The organism is Olsenella sp. CU969, assembly GCF_905219715.1.
GTDB lineage: Bacteria > Actinomycetota > Coriobacteriia > Coriobacteriales > Atopobiaceae > Granulimonas > Granulimonas faecalis.
Map to the genome: position 1 here is coordinate 1 of NZ_CAJMXC010000039.1, position 16,748 is coordinate 16,748.

The 16,748-nt window shown below is 70.9% G+C and carries 16 protein-coding genes and 1 pseudogene; 4 read left to right on the forward strand and 13 right to left on the reverse strand.

The genetic code is table 11. From position 1 onward, the window contains the following. Together JX283_RS05200 and JX283_RS05205 are read left to right on the forward strand one after the other, a co-directional pair. Positions 1 to 330 (forward strand): hypothetical protein (locus JX283_RS05200; RefSeq protein WP_204829635.1); only part of this gene is annotated, 330 nt, incomplete at its 5' end. Between the two features lie 28 nt (positions 331 to 358). Beyond that, entirely contained in the window at positions 359 to 1,813 is a 1,455-nt protein-coding gene (locus JX283_RS05205; RefSeq protein ID WP_204829636.1) for a family 1 glycosylhydrolase, read from the forward strand. A 98-nt stretch (positions 1,814 to 1,911) separates the two neighbouring features. On the opposite strand, the gene gltA is transcribed toward JX283_RS05205, so the two are convergent. The 4 genes from gltA to JX283_RS05225 all read right to left on the reverse strand — a co-directional run bounded on the left by gltA (position 1,912) and on the right by JX283_RS05225 (position 5,644). Then, positions 1,912 to 3,333: an NADPH-dependent glutamate synthase gene (gene gltA / locus JX283_RS05210; RefSeq protein ID WP_204829637.1), complete on the reverse strand. Its 1,422-nt coding sequence runs from the start codon at positions 3,331 to 3,333 to the stop codon at positions 1,912 to 1,914. Further along, complete coding sequence (locus JX283_RS05215) at positions 3,321 to 4,163, reverse strand: sulfide/dihydroorotate dehydrogenase-like FAD/NAD-binding protein (RefSeq protein WP_204829638.1); 843 nt, start codon at positions 4,161 to 4,163, stop codon at positions 3,321 to 3,323. Before JX283_RS05215 ends, gltA begins: the two co-directional genes overlap by 13 nt. A 177-nt stretch (positions 4,164 to 4,340) precedes the next feature. Continuing rightward, positions 4,341 to 5,081 (reverse strand): DNA/RNA nuclease SfsA, encoded by a 741-nt coding sequence (locus tag JX283_RS05220; RefSeq protein ID WP_204829639.1) that lies wholly within the window; start codon positions 5,079 to 5,081, stop codon positions 4,341 to 4,343. Beyond that, a complete protein-coding gene (locus tag JX283_RS05225) occupies positions 5,081 to 5,644 on the reverse strand; it encodes a peptidylprolyl isomerase (protein WP_370583418.1) in 564 nt (187 codons plus the stop codon). Before JX283_RS05225 ends, JX283_RS05220 begins: the two co-directional genes overlap by 1 nt. A 186-nt stretch (positions 5,645 to 5,830) precedes the next feature. On the opposite strand from JX283_RS05225, the gene JX283_RS05230 reads away from it, so the two are divergent. Continuing rightward, positions 5,831 to 6,712 carry a DUF89 domain-containing protein gene (locus tag JX283_RS05230; protein WP_204829640.1) on the forward strand — a complete coding sequence of 294 codons (882 nt, stop codon included), beginning with the start codon at positions 5,831 to 5,833 and terminating at the stop codon, positions 6,710 to 6,712. 32 nt (positions 6,713 to 6,744) lie between these two features. On the opposite strand, the gene JX283_RS05235 is transcribed toward JX283_RS05230, so the two are convergent. The 4 genes from JX283_RS05235 to JX283_RS05250 form a co-directional block, all read right to left on the reverse strand. Beyond that, positions 6,745 to 6,936, reverse strand: coding sequence for a hypothetical protein (locus tag JX283_RS05235; RefSeq protein WP_204829641.1), 192 nt, complete (start codon positions 6,934 to 6,936; stop codon positions 6,745 to 6,747). Between the two features lie 72 nt (positions 6,937 to 7,008). Further along, positions 7,009 to 8,205 (reverse strand): electron transfer flavoprotein subunit alpha, encoded by a 1,197-nt coding sequence (locus tag JX283_RS05240; RefSeq protein WP_204829642.1) that lies wholly within the window; start codon positions 8,203 to 8,205, stop codon positions 7,009 to 7,011. Then, on the reverse strand, positions 8,202 to 8,993 hold the full coding sequence (locus tag JX283_RS05245; protein WP_239652476.1) for an electron transfer flavoprotein subunit beta/FixA family protein: 792 nt from the start codon (positions 8,991 to 8,993) through the stop codon (positions 8,202 to 8,204). The genes JX283_RS05240 and JX283_RS05245 overlap by 4 nt, the downstream gene beginning before the upstream one ends. After that, a complete protein-coding gene (locus JX283_RS05250; RefSeq protein ID WP_204829643.1) occupies positions 8,993 to 10,588 on the reverse strand; it encodes an FAD-binding oxidoreductase in 1,596 nt (531 codons plus the stop codon). Before JX283_RS05250 ends, JX283_RS05245 begins: the two co-directional genes overlap by 1 nt. 185 nt (positions 10,589 to 10,773) lie before the next feature. Here JX283_RS05250 and JX283_RS05255 point away from each other — a divergent pair, with 185 nt between their 5' ends. Next, the gene (locus JX283_RS05255; RefSeq protein WP_204829644.1) at positions 10,774 to 11,352 is read left to right on the forward strand and encodes a xanthine phosphoribosyltransferase; all 579 of its coding nucleotides are present in this window, start codon (positions 10,774 to 10,776) and stop codon (positions 11,350 to 11,352) included. 123 nt (positions 11,353 to 11,475) lie between these two features. Here JX283_RS05255 and JX283_RS05260 read toward each other — a convergent pair whose 3' ends face one another. From JX283_RS05260 to truA, 5 genes and pseudogenes are all read right to left on the reverse strand, one after another. Continuing rightward, the gene (locus JX283_RS05260; protein WP_204829645.1) at positions 11,476 to 11,907 is read right to left on the reverse strand and encodes a peptidylprolyl isomerase; all 432 of its coding nucleotides are present in this window, start codon (positions 11,905 to 11,907) and stop codon (positions 11,476 to 11,478) included. Positions 11,908 to 12,020: 113 nt separating this feature from the next. Beyond that, on the reverse strand, positions 12,021 to 13,091 hold the full coding sequence (locus JX283_RS05265; RefSeq protein ID WP_204829646.1) for a glycosyltransferase family 2 protein: 1,071 nt from the start codon (positions 13,089 to 13,091) through the stop codon (positions 12,021 to 12,023). A gap of 890 nt (positions 13,092 to 13,981) precedes the next feature. Continuing rightward, positions 13,982 to 15,070, reverse strand: a pseudogene (locus JX283_RS05270) (putative manganese transporter). Positions 15,071 to 15,117: 47 nt separating this feature from the next. Then, positions 15,118 to 15,717 carry an HD family phosphohydrolase gene (locus JX283_RS05275; protein WP_204829647.1) on the reverse strand — a complete coding sequence of 200 codons (600 nt, stop codon included), beginning with the start codon at positions 15,715 to 15,717 and terminating at the stop codon, positions 15,118 to 15,120. A gap of 120 nt (positions 15,718 to 15,837) precedes the next feature. Next, positions 15,838 to 16,653 carry a tRNA pseudouridine(38-40) synthase TruA gene (truA, locus tag JX283_RS05280; RefSeq protein WP_204829648.1) on the reverse strand — a complete coding sequence of 272 codons (816 nt, stop codon included), beginning with the start codon at positions 16,651 to 16,653 and terminating at the stop codon, positions 15,838 to 15,840. Between the last annotated feature and the right edge of the window lie 95 nt (positions 16,654 to 16,748).

Sequence of the window (16,748 nt, forward strand, 5' to 3'; positions counted from 1 at the left end):
GACATCGCGGGCGCCCTGGCGGCCTCCCGCGACCAGCGGCGCCTCCTGGCCCGGGCGGCCCCGGCGGCCGTCTCGAGCGCCCGAGGGGGCGACGGGGGCGCCCAGGCCCTGGTGGCCCGGGCCGCCACGGAGCTCGCCCGCCTGGCCAACCGCGCGGCGGAGGGGCACCCCGGGGCGCCGGTCTCGTGGACGGGCGGCCTCTTCTCGGCCGGCGACGCCGTGCTCGGCCCGTTCAAAGCGGCCCTCGACGACACCCTCGTGCCCCTGGCCCCCCAGGGCACTCCCCTGGACGGAGCCTGGATGCGGGCCGTGCGCGCCCTCAACCTCTGAACCCATCCCTGCGACCAAAGGAGCACCCATGACCCGCACGCTCATGTGGGGAGGCGCCACCGCCTCCTCCCAGTACGAGGGGGCCGCCACCGCCGGCGGCAAGGGCCTCGACACCCAGGACGTCCGCCCCTGGAAGCCCCGCACCAGCAACGCCACCTGCGAGACCCGGCTCCTCACGGCCTCGGCCGTGGCCAAGGCCAAGGCCGACCTCGCCGTCGGCGAGGGCAACTACCCCTTCACCCGGGGCACCCAGGGNCACGACCACCTGGAGGAGGACATCGCCCTCCTCCAAGAGCTCGGCATCGACATCTACCGGTTCTCCCTCAGCTGGGCCCGGCTCTTCCCCCAGGGGGACGAGGCCGAGCCCAGCCCGGAGGGGCTCGCCTACTACGACCGGGTCTTCGAGGCGGTGAGGGCCGCCGGCATGAAGACCTTCGTGACCCTCACCCACTACGCCATCCCCCTCCACCTGGTGGAGGCCTACGGCAGCTGGACCAACCGCGCCCTCATCGACCTCTACGAGCGCTTCGCCCGGACGGTGTTCGAGCGCTGGGGGTCCATGATCGACTACTACCTCCCCTTCAACGAGATCAACGCCGGCTACTTCTCGCCCTGGAACGGCGTGGGGCTCCTCAGGCCCGAGGACGGCCCCTACGACCAGTCCGCGGTGTTCCAGAGCCTCCACCACCAGTTCGTGGCCAGCGCCAAGGTCATCCGGGCCCAGCGCGAGATCTGCCCCGACGCCCGGTCGGGCTGCATGGTGGCGGCCTTCTGCTACTACCCCCACACCTGCTCGCCCGAGGACAACTGGATCAAGCTCCACGACGAGCAGGTCAACATGTGGTACCCGGTGGACGTTCTGGCCTGCGGCATCCAGCCCTACTACATGGACGCCTTCTACCGCGACCACGGCATCACCGTGNACNTCACCGACGAGGNCCTGGANCTCTTTGCCCGCTACAGCTGCGACTTCGTGAGCTTCTCCTACTACTCCAGCTCCGTGCTGGGAGCCGCCGACAACGGCGAGCAGACCGCCGGCAACCTGGTGTGCTCCATCAAGAACCCCTACCTGGAGGCCAGCGAGTGGGGTTGGCAGATCGACCCGGTGGGGCTCCGCACCCAGCTCAACGCCTTCTACGACCGCACCCACAAGCCGGTGTTCGTGAGNGAGTGCGGCTTCGGCGCCCGGGACCGCCTGGAAGACGACGGCTCCATCCACGACCCCTATCGGGTGGAGTACCTCGAGAGGCACTTCGAGCAGNTGCTCNTGACCCAACAGGACGGCGTCGATGTGCTGGGATTCATCCTCTGGGGCGTCATCGACATCGTGAGCGCCGGGTCCTGCGAGATGGCCAAGCGCTACGGCGTGGTCTATGTGGACGCCGACGACCGGGGCGAGGGCACCTACGAGCGGCGCAAGAAGGACAGCTTCGACTGGTACCGGCGCTATATCGAGAGCTACCACGCCGCCCACGGCGCCTAGGCCGGCGGCGGCATACCGGACGCACCCCCCACAGGAAAGGGCGGCCCCGATGCGGGACCGCCCTTTCTCCATGGAGCGCGGGTCTTGGGGGCCGAGGGCTACTCGGCGTCCTCGCCGAGCAGGGCCTGGGTCATGGACGCGGCGGCCTGCTTGCCGGCGCCCATGGCCAGGATGACCGTGGCGGCACNGGTGACGATGTCGCCGCCGGCCCACACGCGCGGGTCGCTCGTGCGGCCGTCCTCGTCGGCCTCGATATAGCCCCACTTGTTGAGCTTCACCGGGGCGGCCTTGGAGGCGAAGGGGTTGGCGTTGGTGCCGATGGCGGTGATGGCCACGTCGCAGGGCAGCTCGAACTCGCTGCCCTCCACGCGCACCGGGCGGCGGCGGCCGGAGTCGTCGGGCTCGCCGAGCTCCATGCGCTCGAGCTTCACCTTGGCCACGAAGCCGTCCTCGCCGGCCTCGAACTCCAGCGGGGAGACGAGCTCCAGCACGCGGACGCCCTCCTCCTTGGCGTGGTGCAGCTCGGCCACGCGGGCGGGCATCTCCTTCTCGGTGCGGCGGTAGGCCAGGGTCACCGACTCGGCGCCCAGGCGCAGGGCCGTGCGCGCCGCGTCCATGGCCACGTTGCCGCCACCGAAGACCACCACGTTCTTGCCGTGCTTGATGGGGGTGTCGAACTCGGGGAAGTCCATGGCCTTCATGAGGTTCACGCGGGTGAGGTACTCGTTGGCGCAGAAGACGCCGGGGAGGTTCTCGCCCGGGANGTTGAGGAACTTGGGAAGGCCNGCNCCCACGGCCAGGTACATGGCGTCGAAGCCGTGCTCGTTGAAGAACTCGTCGGCGTCGTAGAGGTTGCNCACCACGGCGTCGTACTCGAACTTCACGCCGAGGTCCTTGNGGCCGTCGATCTCACGCTTGACGATGGCCTTGGGGAGGCGGAACTCGGGGATGCCGTAGGTGAGCACGCCGCCGCCGGTCTGGACGGCCTCGAACACCGTGACGTCGAAGCCCTCGCGGGCGAGCGCACCGGCGCAGGCGATGCCGGAGGGGCCGGAGCCCACNACGGCCACCTTCTTGCCGTTGGCCGGCTTGCACTGGGGCGTGGCGCCCACGGACTCGGTCATGTCGCCGAGGAAGCGCTCGAGCNGGCCGATGGCGATGGGGTCGTTGCCGGTCTTGTTGAGGATGCAGTTGCCCTCGCACTGGTTCTCCTGGGGGCACACGCGGCCGCAGACCGAGGGGAGCATGTTGGAGTCGCGGATGGTGGCCAGGCCGCCGGCGAAGTCCTCGTCGCGGATCTGACGGATGAAGGTGGGGATGTCGATGCCCACGGGGCAGCCGGCGACGCAGTGGGGCTTCTTGCAGGCGAGGCAGCGGTTGGCNGCCTNGATGGCGTCCTCGGTGGTGTAGCCGGTGTCCACGGGCTCGAAGTTCTTGGCGCGGACCTCGGCCGGCACCTCGTTGGCGGGGACCCTCGGGTCCTTNTTGTTGGCGCGGTNCTTGCCGTTTACGAGTGGCATTTGCAACCCCCCTCATGCTTGGCGTGCTCCAGGGCCTCGCCCTCNTCGGCGCGGTAGGAGCCCTGACGGGCGGCGAGGTCGGCCCAGTCGACCTTGGTGGCGTCGAAGTCGGGGCCGTCGACACAGGCGAACTTGGTCTCGCCGCCCACGGTGACGCGGCAGCAGCCGCACATGCCGGTGCCGTCGACCATGATGGGGTTGAGGCTGGCCGTGATGGGCATGTCGTACTTCTCGCAGGTGAGGGCCGAGAACTTCATCATGGGCACGGGCCCCACGGCGAAGACCTGGTCGATGGCGTGGTCGATGCACAGGCGCTCGAGCGGCGCGGTGACCACGCCCTTCTCGCCCTCGGAGCCGTCGTCGGTGGTGATGATGAGGTTCTCCAGGGGAAGCTCGNGGAACTGCTCGGTGAGGATGAGCAGGTCCTTGGTGCGGGCGCCCATGATGACGGTGACCTTGTTGCCTGCCGCCACGAGGGCGCGGGCCACGGGGTAGGCGATGGCGAGGCCCACGCCGCCGCCGATGACGCACCAGTTGCCGGGTTTCATCTCGGTGGGCTGGCCCAGAGGGCCGGTGACGTCGAGGATGGAGTCGCCCGCCTGGAGCTGGGAGAGGTCCTGGGTGGTCTTGCCGATCACCATGAAGATGAACTCGATCCAGCCCTCCTCGGGGTTCCAGTCGGCGAAGGTGAACGGCACGCGCTCGCCCTTCTCGTCCGTACGCACCATCAAGAACTGACCCGCCTTGGCCTTCTTGGCCATCTGCGGCGCATGTACGCGGAATTTGAACACCTTCTCCGAGTACTGCGTCTTCTCGAGGATTTCGAACATGCAGCGGCTCCTCTCTCCTCCTCGACAGACATCTGGTTCATGGGGACATGCGCGGCACGGACACATGGCCCGAATCCACGGTTGCGTTTCAGTTTAGCGCAACCGGTTAACCCCACAGGCCGCGGTGAGCCCCGCGCACCATAGTTACCCTCGGAAAACTCCCGTGGAACCGGCCCCTCACCACTCCTCGAGGGGGTGGCAGCCCACGAGGTCGACCTTCTCCGCGTCCACCGAGAAGTCGGCCTGCCAGAGCTCGACGCCACGGGCACGGACCTCGTCGACGCAGGCCATGACCTCGTCGTAGGTGGTGCCGTGGTAGAAGTGGAAGCCGTCGTTGGCGTAGTAGAGGCAGTAGAGGATCACAGCCCGGTCGTGGTCGGCCAGGGAGTCGGCCAGCTCGTGCAGGTGGCGCACGGCGCGGTCGGTGGACGAGAAGGNCGGNNGCGGCAGGCGCCCCACCCCCTCGGGGACGGCGCACTCCAGCTGGCGCAGGGGCGTCTTGACCTCCAGGTACACGGAGTCGTCCACGAGGAAGTCCAGGCGGGAGGAGCCCAGCGGCACCTCGCGGCGCACGGGCACCGGCTCGTCGACGATGCCGGGTACGGCCCCCTGCCGCAGGAAGTGCTCCACGTAGCGGTTGGAGGCGTTCTGGTTGAGGCCCACCCAGCGGCGGCCGGGGTCGCCCGGGGCCGTGAGCGAGAGGGCCTCGACGGTGAGCGGGAGCTTGCGCCGGGGGTTGTGGGAGTCCGAGACCAAGCAGGGCAGCCCCGCGGTGTCGATGTCGCCGATGCGGCTCACCACGGGGCAGTGGCACCGCACGGTCTCGCCGTCGAGGTCCACGTCCATGATGAAGCGGTTGGGCCGGGCGAGGATGGTGCCCTCGCGCAGGGGCTCGGGAAAGCGGTAGGGCTCGGCCACTACCCCACCTCGACGAGCTCGATCTCGAAGGTAAGGGGCTTGCCGGCAAGCTCGTGGTTGGCGTCCACGGTGACGGAGTCGTCGGTCTTCTCGGTCACCGCGGCGGCCACGGTGGAGCCGTTGGAGGTGGAAAGGGTCACGGTGTCGCCCACCTCGAGGGAGTCGAAGTCGGGGACGTCGTCCTTGGAGAAGGTGGTCACCATGGCGTCGGAGCGCTCGCCGTAGGCGTCGGCAGGCTCGAGACGCACGGTCTTCTTCTCGCCCACCTCCATGCCCTCCACGGCGGCGTCGAAGCCAGAGATCATCTGCCCGGCGCCGACGGTGAACTCTAGGGGCTCGCCGCGGTCGTAGGAGCTGTCGAACTGCGTGCCGTCGTCAAGGGTGCCGCGGTAGTTCACTTTCACGGTGTCGCCCTTCTCGGCCACGGTCTTGGCCTCGGCCTGCCCCTCCTGGGCGGGCGGGTCGCCGGCGTCCTGGGAGGCGGGCTGGCCGGAGCAGCCGGCGAGGGCGATGAGAGCGCAGGCGCTGAGGACTGCGAGGGCGCGCGGCAGCGTGTGAGTCATGGACTGGTCCTCTCGGTGGCGGCCGCCGATGGGGCCGGACGATTCTGTCTGGGTCGATGGTTCGGGAAAAGCCTACCGCGTCGACGCTCCCCTCCACAAACGGGCTGAAAAAGCACAAGGAGCCAAAACGCGACGACCCGGCGGTAGAATCGGTGGCGGTCAGATTCTACTAGCTGGAGGTTCGCCGTGTACGACCGATGCCGCGAGTGCGTTGCCAACAATGCCGCCAAGATCGCCAAGGCGGCCGGCGTGGACGAGGAAGGGTGCCACCGCCTTCACGACCGCGCCCTCACGCTCATCGCGCACTTCCCCTCCGACAACGACATCTCCCGCGCGCCCTACGCCATGAGCGAGGTGTGGGCGGACCTCGTCGACGCCGTGGGACCCGACCCCTACGCCGAGGTCAAGTCCACCTTCGAGCGGCTCACCACATCGCTTGCCCCGCGCATCCGCTCCGTCGTGGAGNCCTCNGACNACCCCGCGCCCCTCGCGGTCCGCTTTGCCGTGGCCGGCAACCTCATCGACGTGGGCACGCCGATGGGCTTCACCGAGGACCGCGTGGCCGAGCTCCTGGACTCCGTGCCGTCCCTCGCGTTCGCCCGAGACGACTCCCCCTCGCTCATCGAGCGCGCCTCCACGGCCCGCACTATCGTCTTTCTCGCCGACAACTGCGGGGAGTCGGCCCTCGACCGCATCCTCATCGAGACCCTGCACCGCCTGAACCCGTCGGCTCGCATGGTCTACGNGGTGCGCAACAACGTCATCCTCAACGACCTCACCATGGACGAGGCCCTGGCGGCCGGCATGGACGAGGTGGCCGACCTCATGACCAACGGCGACGCCGACTACGGCGCGGGCACCCTGCTCGACGGCTCGCTCTCGCCGGAGTTCAGGCACCTGGTGGAGACGGCCGACCTCGTGGTCTCCAAGGGGCAGGGCAACTTCGAGACCCTCTACGGCCGCCTCCACGACCGGCTCTACTTCCTGTTTATGGCCAAGTGCCAGCACATCGCCGACGTCCTGGGCGTCCCCATGGGCGGCCTCCTCTGCCTGGAGAACCGGGTGTAGGCCGGCCGCCGCAACGGGCGCCATCCCACCCCTCACGCCGTCGCCGCCGCGGCCTCCCTCGGCGACGAGAACAGCCCGCACGCCAGGCTCGCCCACAGGCGGGCCTTGGCCGCGGTGGCAAAGTCCACGCTCGCCTTGGCGCCCACCAGCTGTGCGCGCCAGACGTCCTTGTCCACCTCGACGACGGTCGCGACCTTGCCAGCACCCTCGATCCGCTCCACCATGGAATGCTCCCCTCTCTCGTCACCGGGGAACCCATGATAGAACATCTGTTCGGATTTGGGAGCGCCAACCGGTTACCGGTTTTCCAACGCTTCCGCCCAGGCTCGGGCCACTTCGCGGCAGTCCCCCACCACGGCGTAGTCCGCCGCCGCGAGGATCGGCGCCTCCGGGTCCTCGTTCACGGCCACCACGCAGCCGGCGCCGGAGATGCCGGCGAGGTGCTGCACGGCGCCGGACACACCGAGGCTCACGAGCAGCCGGGGCGCCACGGAGACGCCGGTCTGACCCACCTGGCAGCCGTGGTCGAGCCACCCGGCCTCCACCACGGGACGCGTACAGCCCAGACCGGCGCCGAGGGCGTCGGCCAGGCGACGGGCCACGGCGAGCGACTTCTTGTCGCGGATGCCGAGCCCCACCACCACGAGCACGTCGCACGCCGCGATGGAGGTGCCGTCGTCGGCGGGCTCCTCGGCGAGCACCTCCGGCGCCGCCACGTCGCACGGCGCGGGCGGCATCTCGTAGACGGTGCACACCCGCGAGGCGTCGCGCTCCGGGGCCGCGAAGACGCCCGGGCGCACCGTGGCCATCTGGGGCCGCGCCTCGGGCGAGACGATGGTGGCCATGAGGTTGCCGCCGAAGGCCGGGCGCGTCTGGAGCAGGAGGCCCGTCTCAGAGTCCACAGCCAGCCCCGTGCAGTCGGCCGTCAGGCCGCAGCCCAAGCGCTGCGCCACGCGCGGCGCGAGCTCGCGGCCGAGGTCCGTGGCGCCGAAGAGCACGGCCTCGGGCTTGGTGGCCCCCACGGCGGCGGCCACCGTGGCGGCCATGGCGGCGCAGTCGCGGGCGCCGAAGCGCGGGCTGCGGGACACGAGCACCTCGTCCGCGCCGTCGGCCCCGAGCCCGGAGAGCCCGCCGGTGCAGGCACAGCCGTGGGTGCCCGGCGCCAGCACGAGGACCCTGAGCGCGCAGCCTCGGGCGTCGGCCAGGCCGCGGCCCACGCCCACGAGCTCGCTCGCCACGGGAAGCGGCGCGCCGTCGGCGTCGGTCTGGGCCACCACGAGCACGCCCGACCACTGCGAGAGGTCCGCGCCGGTGCCCTCGCGCACCATCTCGAGGGCGCCCACGGGGCAGGCGTCCACGCACATGCCGCACGAGACGCACCCCGGGAGCACCCGGGCGAGACGGTCGACCACCTCGATGCCGTCGTTGGCGCACACGCGCACGCAGCGCCCGCATCCCACGCAGAGGTCGGCATCCACGACGAGGCCGCTCATGAGGCCGCTCCTTCCAGGACGTGGGCGAGGAGGTCGCACAGGCGCGCCGCGGCCTCGGCCGGGGCGCCCTCCACGACCACGCAGGACGACGAGGTCTCGGGCACGGTGCAGGAGGCCACCTGGGTGGGCGAGCCGTCGAGGCCGCAGCGGGCCGGGTCGGCCCCCGCCTCGGCCGCACCCATCACGGGCACGGGCCGGCCCTCGGCCGCGAGCACGCCCTCGACGGAGGGCATCCGGAGATCGGCCGCGGCCTTCTCGACCGTGAGCACGCAGGGCAGCGGCACCCTCACGGTGCGGCGCACGCCGTCGGAGACCGCCGTGCAGGTGGCGCGGCCGGCGCCCACGGAGAGCGACCCCACGGCCGAGACACAGGGCACGCCCAGGGCCTCGGCCACNTCCGGGCCGATCTGCGCGGTGTCGCCGTCCACGGCCATCTTGCCGCAGAGCACGAGGTCGAAGCCGCCGAGCGCCCGGAGCCCGAGCGTGAGGGCGTAGGACGTGGCGAGGGTGTCGCTGCCGGCGAAGGCGCGGTCGGACAGCAGCAGGCAGCGGTCGGCGNCCCGGGCCACGGCGTCGCGAAGCAGGGCGGCGGTGGCCGGGATGCCCATGGAGAGCACCGTCACCGTGGCGCCGCAGCCGTCCTTGAGGCGGAGGGCCAGCTCCAGGGCCGCGGTGTCGAAGGGGTTCCAGACGGCGTCGCCGCCGTCGCGCACGATGGTGTGGGTCACCGGGTCCATGGAGACCTCGGTGGAGGCGGGGACCGCCTTCATGAGCACGCAGACGTCCACTACGCCTCACCCCCTTCCAGGAGCGACGCGTCGAAGAGGTTGCCGCGGCNGAGGACTCCGTCCGGGTCCAGCGCCCGCTTGACGGCGGCCATCTCGGCCACCCCCTCGCGCCCGTACATGGGCACGAGGAAGTCCCGCTTGATCTTGCCCACGCCGTGCTCGGCCGACACGGTGCCCCCCATGGCCGAGACCTCCTCGGCCCAACGGCGGAACAGCGCCTTGCCGCGCGCATGCTCCCCGGCGTTCCGGGGGAGCACGTTCACGTGGAGGTGGTTGTCGCCGATATGGCCCCATGTGGCGCTCTCGAGGCCCTCCTCGGCGAGCGTGCGGCGGTAGAGGGCCACGACGTCGCGGAGGCGGCCGTCGGGCACGGCCATGTCGCTGCCGAGCTTGGTGATGGCGGGGTCGGTGCGGCGGCGCTCGTCGATGAGCATGTTCACCGACTCGGGCACGGCGTGGCGGAAGAACCGCTGGCGCTCGCGGTCCACATCCGTCGTGCCCACCCACGTGGCCGCCGGGTCCGCGCCGGCCTCCCCCATGGCGCGGCCCACCGCGGCGAGCGCCTCGAGGGCCTCGGGGCGGCCCGGCTCCTGGAGCTCCACGAAGACGCAGCAGGCGTAGGCGGGCGGCACCTCGGGCAGCGAGGAGAACGCCGGGTCGCAGTGGCGCTGGGAGCGCAGGATGTCCAGGGCCGCCGGGTNGAAGTANTCCNCGGCCCCGAGGCCCGGCACGGCGCCGCGCACGGCCCCCACGAAGCCCACGGCGCGGTCCTCGCCGTCGAAGAAGCAGTTGACACCCCACACGACGGGCGGCATGGGCGCGAGGGCCAGCTCCACCTCGGTGACGACGCCGAGGGTGCCGTCGGACCCCACGAAGAGGTCCACGGCGTCCATGGCGCCCGCGGCGAAGTAGCCGCTGGCGTTCTTGACGTCGGGCATGGAGTAGGTGGGCAGCGGCACCTCGATCACGGTGCCCTGCTCNGTCGTCAGGGTCAGGCGGCGCCCATCNGCCACGGCCGCGCCGCGGGAGAGGACGAGGGTCTCGCCGGAGGGCAGTACGACGCGGAGGCNCCGCACGTGGCGGCGCATGGCCCCATAGCGGTAGCTCCGGGCGCCCGACGCGTTGCAGGCCACCATGCCGCCGACGGTCGCCGAGGTCTCGGTGGGGTCGCAGGGGAAGAAGACGGGATCGGCCCCGCGGAGGCGCCCGAGGGCGGCCAGGGACGCGTCGTCCCAGCCCGCGGTGTNGAACGCCCGCTTGGCCAGGGCGTTCCTGAGGTCCTGGAGCACCACGCCCGGCTGCACGCGCACGGAGAAGCCGCCCTCAGCGTCGCCGGAGACGCCGAGCACCCGGTTCATGCGCTGGAGCGACATCACGTGGCCNCCGTCCGGCACGCAGCCGGCGGCGAGGCCCGTGCGGGCCCCCTGCACCGTCACCGGCACCGGAGCACCGGGGACCGACGCNAGCTCGCGGAACACCTGCCGGACCTCGGCCTCGNCGGCCGGCTGCGAGATCGTCTCGGCCCGGCCCTGCGTGCGCGACTCGTCGCGCANGAAGCCGGCGAGGGTCTCGTCGACAGGTCTGATCAGCGCCATGGCCGTGGCCTTTCTCGATCGGCGGAACCGTCCGTGGGGATAGAGCGTACGTCGCCCACGTTGCCCCGGCGTTACGCGGCGGGAACAACGGCGCTTCCCACGGGGCGCCTNCCCGCGAGACGNATCGCGCCGAGTGCCCCATAATGGGGTGATCCCAAGGGAGAGAAACCGAGAGAGGGGTCTTCATGCAGGCTCTGGAAGAGCGCATCCGCCGTGACGGGATCGTCCGCGAGGGCAACATCCTCAAGGTCGACAACTTCCTCAACCACCAGTGCGACACCGCCCTCTACGACGAGCTCGGGGCCGAATGGGCGCGGCTCTTCGCCGGGCGCCCCGTGGACAAGATCCTGACCATCGAGTCCTCGGGCATCGGCCTCGCCTGCGTGGCGGCGCGCCACTTCGGCAACGTGCCGGTGGTCTTTGCCCGCAAGACCGAGTCGCTCAACCTCGACGGCAGCCAGTACCGCAGCCACATCGTGAGCTACACCAAGAAGCGCGAGTACGACGTCATCGTNGCCAAGCGCTTCATCCAGGAGGGCGAGCACATGCTCATCATCGACGACTTCCTGGCCATGGGCTGCGCCTTGAACGGCCTGCTCGAGATCTGCGAGGACGCCGGCGCCGTGGTGGAGGGCATCGGCATCGCCATCGAGAAGGGCTTCCAGCCCGGCGGCAAGAGCCTCCGCGAGCGCGGCTACAACCTGGAGTCGCTGGCCGTCGTGAGCTCCATGGACCCGAAGACCGGCGCCATCGAGTTCGNCTAGGGCGAGACGGGCGGGACGGCCCCGGCNTCTTCGGACGTCGGGGCCTTTTCCATGGGCCGACACCGCCCCTGCCGCGCCACAGTGGCGCGTCCCGCCAGAAAAGGGCCCTTGGGCCGCAGGCCGCTACTCCCCCACCTCGACGAGCTCGATGTCGAAGTTCAGGGGCTTGCCGGCGAGCTCGTGGTTGGCGTCCACGGTCACGGCCTCCTCGGTGATGGAGGTCACGGCGGCCGGGNNGGGCTGGCCCATGGGGCCCTGGAGGAAGATGCGGTCGCCCTCGGAGAGCTGGTCCAGGTTGGGCACCTGGTCCACCGGGAAGCTCACCACGAGCTCCTCGCGGGGCTCGCCGTAGGCGTCGGCGGGCTCCAGGTGGGCGGTCCTCTTCTCGCCCACCTCCATGTCCACGACGGCCTTGTCGAAGCCCGGGATCATCTGCCCGGCGCCGACGGTGAACTCCAGGGGCTCACCGCGGTCGTAGGAGCTGTCGAACTGCGTGCCGTCGTCAAGGGTGCCGCGGTAGTGGACCTTGACCTTCTTGCCGGTGTTGTATGCCATGATGTCCCCCTTCTGGGAAGGTTCCTCTCGTACCAGCTGGTGCCTACCCGCCCGCGACCACCCCAAGCGTCAGGCGCCCACACTCCACGGATACCGAGCGGCCCTACTCGTGCCTAGCGGCGGGCCTTGAGGGAGGCGAAGAGCCGCGGGTCGGCGCCCTTGACGAGGGAGATGACCCGACCCTCGAGCATGGCCATGGAGGCGTCCTTGCGGCGGATGGGCATGAGCATGGCCCGCATCATGGCGCTCCGGGGCTGAGCGAGCTCCACGGCCATCTGGGCGCGCGGCGTGGAGATCATGGCCTCGATCTGGGCGCGCTTCTCCTCGCGCGGGAGCGTGCAGGCGTCGTTGCAGACGTTCTCGATGCAGCCCACGAGGCGCTCGATGTAGCGACGCTGGACCATCTCCACCGACGACGGGTCGGCCGAGAGGCCCNAGTGGTCGTAGAGGTCGAGCATCCAGCCGTGCTCCTCCTCGCGCTTCTCGTACATGCCGGGGCGCCAGCGGGCGGTCTCGCTCTCCGCGCGGCTGCGGCCGAAGTGGTAGAAGCACTCGCCCATGACGCCCACGCGCCCGACGTCGCGGATGTAGTCGAGCACGAAGGGGAAGTCGTCCCAGAACGTGGGCCTGAAGCGCAGGCCCATCTCCTCGATGCGGCCCCTCAGGAACAGCTTGTTCCAGGGCACGTACAGGAGGTTCTGGTCGAAGAGGCGGAAGGCCTGGGAGCGGAACTCGGACCGGGTGGCGAAGACCTGCCCGTCCACACGCTTGGCCTCGGTGAGGTGCTCTCCGCCGTTGCCGTANAAGGTCTCGATGTAGAAGCCGGCCACCACGAGCTCGAGGTCGTTGGCCTCGGCGAAGGCCACCTCGCGCTCCAGCATGGCCGACTCGACCCAGTCGTCGCCGTCGAGGAAGTGGATGTAGCGGCCCCGGGCGCGGTCGAGGGCGGTGTTGCGCGCCGCCGCGGCACCGTGGTTCTCGGTGTGGATGACCTCGATGCGCCAGTCCCGGGAGGCCAGACGGTCGAGGATCTGACCGGTGCGGTCGGTGGAGCCGTCGTCCACGACGATGAGCTCCCAGTCCCGCAGGGTCCNNTTCTGCACCGACTCCACGGCCCGGGCCACATAGGCCTCGATGTTGTACNCAGGCNTGATGAGCGNGACNGCGGGCGGCTTGGGAGACATAGGGCTGGAACCCCCTGACGGGTCGTGTGGTCAGAGGTAAATGTAGCAGCGTCACAATATAAGCTTTAAAACGAGACGCGCCACCACACACCCGTCACCGAGCCTNCAGCAAACACCCACAGAGTCATCCGCGGAGCGTGCCCACGAGGACGCCGAGGGCCGCGCGGTCCACCCCGTCGCCCGCCATGGGGCAGGGCTCGGGCTCGGCGGCCGAGACGCCGGTCCCCGCGAGGGAGTCCGGCAGGTCCATGAGCTGCCCGGTGTCCATGTCGGTCCTGAGGGAGGAGAGGAGCTCCGGCCCGGCCTGGGCCGCCCCCTGGATGCCGCCGGCCACCGCGCGCTCGAAGAGCGACCAGCCCTCGCCGTCGAGCTCCACCACATGGGAGACCGCGAGGCCCGTGGCCGCCGAGACCGGGGCCACGCAGGCGCCCTCGCCCCGGGCGGCGAAGAGGTCGGCGAGGGTGGTGGCCGCGCCGCCCGCCGTCACGGCGAGGTCGGTGGGGAGCGTGACCCGGTGGCTGTCCTTGGCCGTGTGGTCGACGCAGAGGAGCTCGGCCCCCTGGAGGGCCGGGNCGTCGGCGCGGACGTCGCCCACCGTGAGGACGAGGAACGTCTCGACGTCGGCGCCGGTGGGCTCGGAGCCCTCGGGGACCGCGAGGGCGTTGTCCCGGGACGCCACGGCCTCCTGCAGGGCCCCGTCGCCCAGCGTGGAGGCGTTGGTCTCGTTGGCGAGGTGCCAGAGGGCCGGCAGGCCTACGAGGAGGGCGCAGCCGATGGCGACGAGCACCGCCACCGCGACGGCGGTGCGGTGCCTGCCGGGCTTGGGGACGTCGGGGCGCTCGTACACGGCTGCCTCCTCGGATACGCGCCCCGGGACCCGGGGCCTTGGGTCAGAACACGAACCCGNTGTCGTTGACGCAGAGGCCGCACACCACGGCNACGACGTAGAGCACGGCCACGATGGCCAGGTTCGAGCGGAGCGGGCGGTTGGCCCTGAAGAGCACGAGCANGCCCACGCCGGCACCCACGAGCAGGCCGCTGATCATGGCGCCGGAGCCCAGGGGCCCCTCGAGGAAGAGCTCGCTGATGAGGACGGAGGCGGCGCAGTTGGGGATGAGGCCCACNAGGCCGGCGTAGAAGACGGCCTGGCCGGGGTGGGCGAGCATGAAGGCGGCGAAGNCNTNGNTGNCCACGGCCTCGATGACCACCTCNAGCACGAGGGTGATGACGAAGATGAACGCGGTCACCTGCACCGTGTGGACGAGGGCGCTCCGCCAGATGGAGCCGTGGCCGCCGTGGGAGTGGCCGTGGGAGTGGCCCTCGGCGTCGTGGCCGTGGCCGCAGGCCCCGTGACCGCCCCCGTCGTGGCAGCACCCGTGGCCGCGGGCCTCAGCCGGGAGCTCGTGGCCGCAGGACGGGCAGCACCCGCCGTGGGCCTCGGCCTCGGCAAGGTCGCCGTCGTCCTCGTAGACGCGCTCGGCGAGGCCCTCGACGTCCCCGCAGCCGCAGTGGTCGCGCTCGCACAGCTCGTGGATGCGCAGGGCGTTGGAGGCGGGTATGCGCAGCACGCGCACGGCGAGGTCCACGAGGAGGCCGGCCACCATGCCCACGGCCACCTTGAAGGCGAGGATGGCGGCGATCTGCGNCACGGGCGCCCCGTTGGCCACGAAGACCGGCAGCATCTCGTCGGACGTNNACAGGATCACCGCCACGAGCGTGCCCACGGTCACCACGCGGGCGCNGTAGAGCGTGGCGCCCATGGCNGAGAANCCGCACTGCGGCAGGGCCCCCAGGAGCGCGCCCACCACGGGCCCGGCCTTGCCGGCCCTGAGGATGACGCGCTCCGAGAACCCCGCCGCCCCGTGCTCCAGGGCCTCCATGGCCAGGTAGGTGACAAAGAGGAACGGGACGAGGACCAACGTGTCCTCGACGCTGTGCTCGAGCGAGTGCCCGAGCAGGTGCCAGAGACCCTCTTCCATACCGTTAGATCACATCCCGTTCTGATCGGAGGTTTCGGACCGACGCCCTACTCGCCGTCCTTGCCGAAGGTGTCGCGGTCGGGCGCGATGGCCTTCATACCCTCGATCACCATCGCGAACAGCTCGTCGAGCTCCAGCCCGTTGATCTCGGCGCCGCGGCGGATGTCGTCGCGGTTGCAGCCCGCCGCGAAGCTCTTGGTCTTGAACTTCTTCTTGAGCGACTTCACGTTGAAGTCCATGACGCTCTTGGACGGGCGCATGGCCACGGTCGCCGTCACGAGGCCCGAGAGCTCGTCGCAGGCGTAGAGCATCTTCTCCATCTTGAGCTCGGGCGCGGGGAGCTCCGGGTTGAGGTCGGACTGGTGGGTCTGGATGGACTTGGCCAGCTCCGGCGAGGCCCCGGCCTCCTCGAGCAGACGCGCCGTCTCCACGGTGTGCAGGTCGGGGTCGAACATCTCCCAGTCGAGGTCGTGGAGGAGCCCCACCTGGGTCCAGAAGTCCACGTTCTCCGGGTCGTACTCGGCGGCGAAGTAGCCCATGAGGCCGCCGACGGTCTCACCGTGCTGGACGTGGAAGGGGTCCTTGTTGTAGGTGGTGAGAAGGTCGTGGGCCTGCTCGTAGGTGAGCCCGCTCTCAAGGTTGGCCATGGCCGGTCCTCTCTCTCGCTCGCGGCCCGCAACCGGGCCTACGAATGAACGTCGCGCCGACGTGCGGCGCCTGTCCTCGCAACCCAGGTGCTGTGCCGCGATCCGGGCCGCGCCACTCCCCTACCAGGTGACAAGTGCTGATGGGGGATATTGTACCTNAACAAAGGTCAAACCCTCGGGAGGCGCCGTGGGGCCGGCCGCCTCGCGGTCGCACGCGGCCAGGACGTCGGCCACCCAGGACTCGGGCCTGCGGCCGGCGCCCACCTCCACGAGGGTGCCCACGACGATGCGCACCATGTTGTGGAGGAACGCGTTGGCCGCCACGTCCACGCACACGAGCTCCTCGCCGGCCTCCACCTGGCGCGAGACAGCGCACCCGGTGAGGCAGCGAAAGGTGCGCCGCCCCTCGGCCGACGACTTCTTGCAGAAGCTCCTGAAGTCGTGCTCGCCCACGAGGGCGCGGGCCGCGCGGTCCATGGCACCCACGTCCAGCCCGTCGCGGAGCCACCAGACGTGGTNCGCCAGCAGCACCGGCTGGGACCCGCACTTGATGCGGTAGCGGTAGCGGCGCCCCAGCGCGTCGNAGCGCGCCGAGAAGCCCGGCGCCGCCCGCCAGGCCCCCATGACCGAGATGTCCGGCGGCGTGAGGGCCGTGAGCNACCAGAGCAGGCGCCGGGCGGTGAGGCCCTCCCACTCCCCGCGCGTCACCGGCAGCGAGACGTGTTGGGCGACGGCCGAGACGCCGGCGTCCGTGCGGCCGGCGCAGGCGANNTCCACGGGCCTGCGGAGCAGGGTCTCCAGGGCGCGCACGAGCTCGCCAGCCACGGTGCGTTGTCCCTCCTGGGCCGCGAAGCCCGAGAAGCCGGCGCCCCGGTACCCCACCNTGAGCACGAGGGTCCCCGCGTCGGGGGCGTCCGTCGAGGTCTCGTCTGTCACGGCAGTCTCCTTCCTACAGGGCACAGCATAGGCACACGAGGGCCACCGCCGCCACCGCGCAGGCGACGTCGGCGGTGGCTCTCGTGTGCCTATGC

Bases quoted from the DNA above. Each gene is read 5' to 3' on its own strand.
- JX283_RS05225 (WP_370583418.1), bottom strand. From the start codon at position 5,644: ATGACTCACACGCTGCCGCGCGCCCTCGCAGTCCTCAGCGCCTGCGCT.
- JX283_RS05235 (WP_204829641.1), bottom strand. From the start codon at position 6,936: ATGGTGGAGCGGATCGAGGGTGCTGGCAAGGTCGCGACCGTCGTCGAG.
- JX283_RS05240 (WP_204829642.1), bottom strand. From the start codon at position 8,205: ATGAGCGGCCTCGTCGTGGATGCCGACCTCTGCGTGGGATGCGGGCGC.
- JX283_RS05275 (WP_204829647.1), bottom strand. From the start codon at position 15,717: ATGGCCAACCTTGAGAGCGGGCTCACCTACGAGCAGGCCCACGACCTT.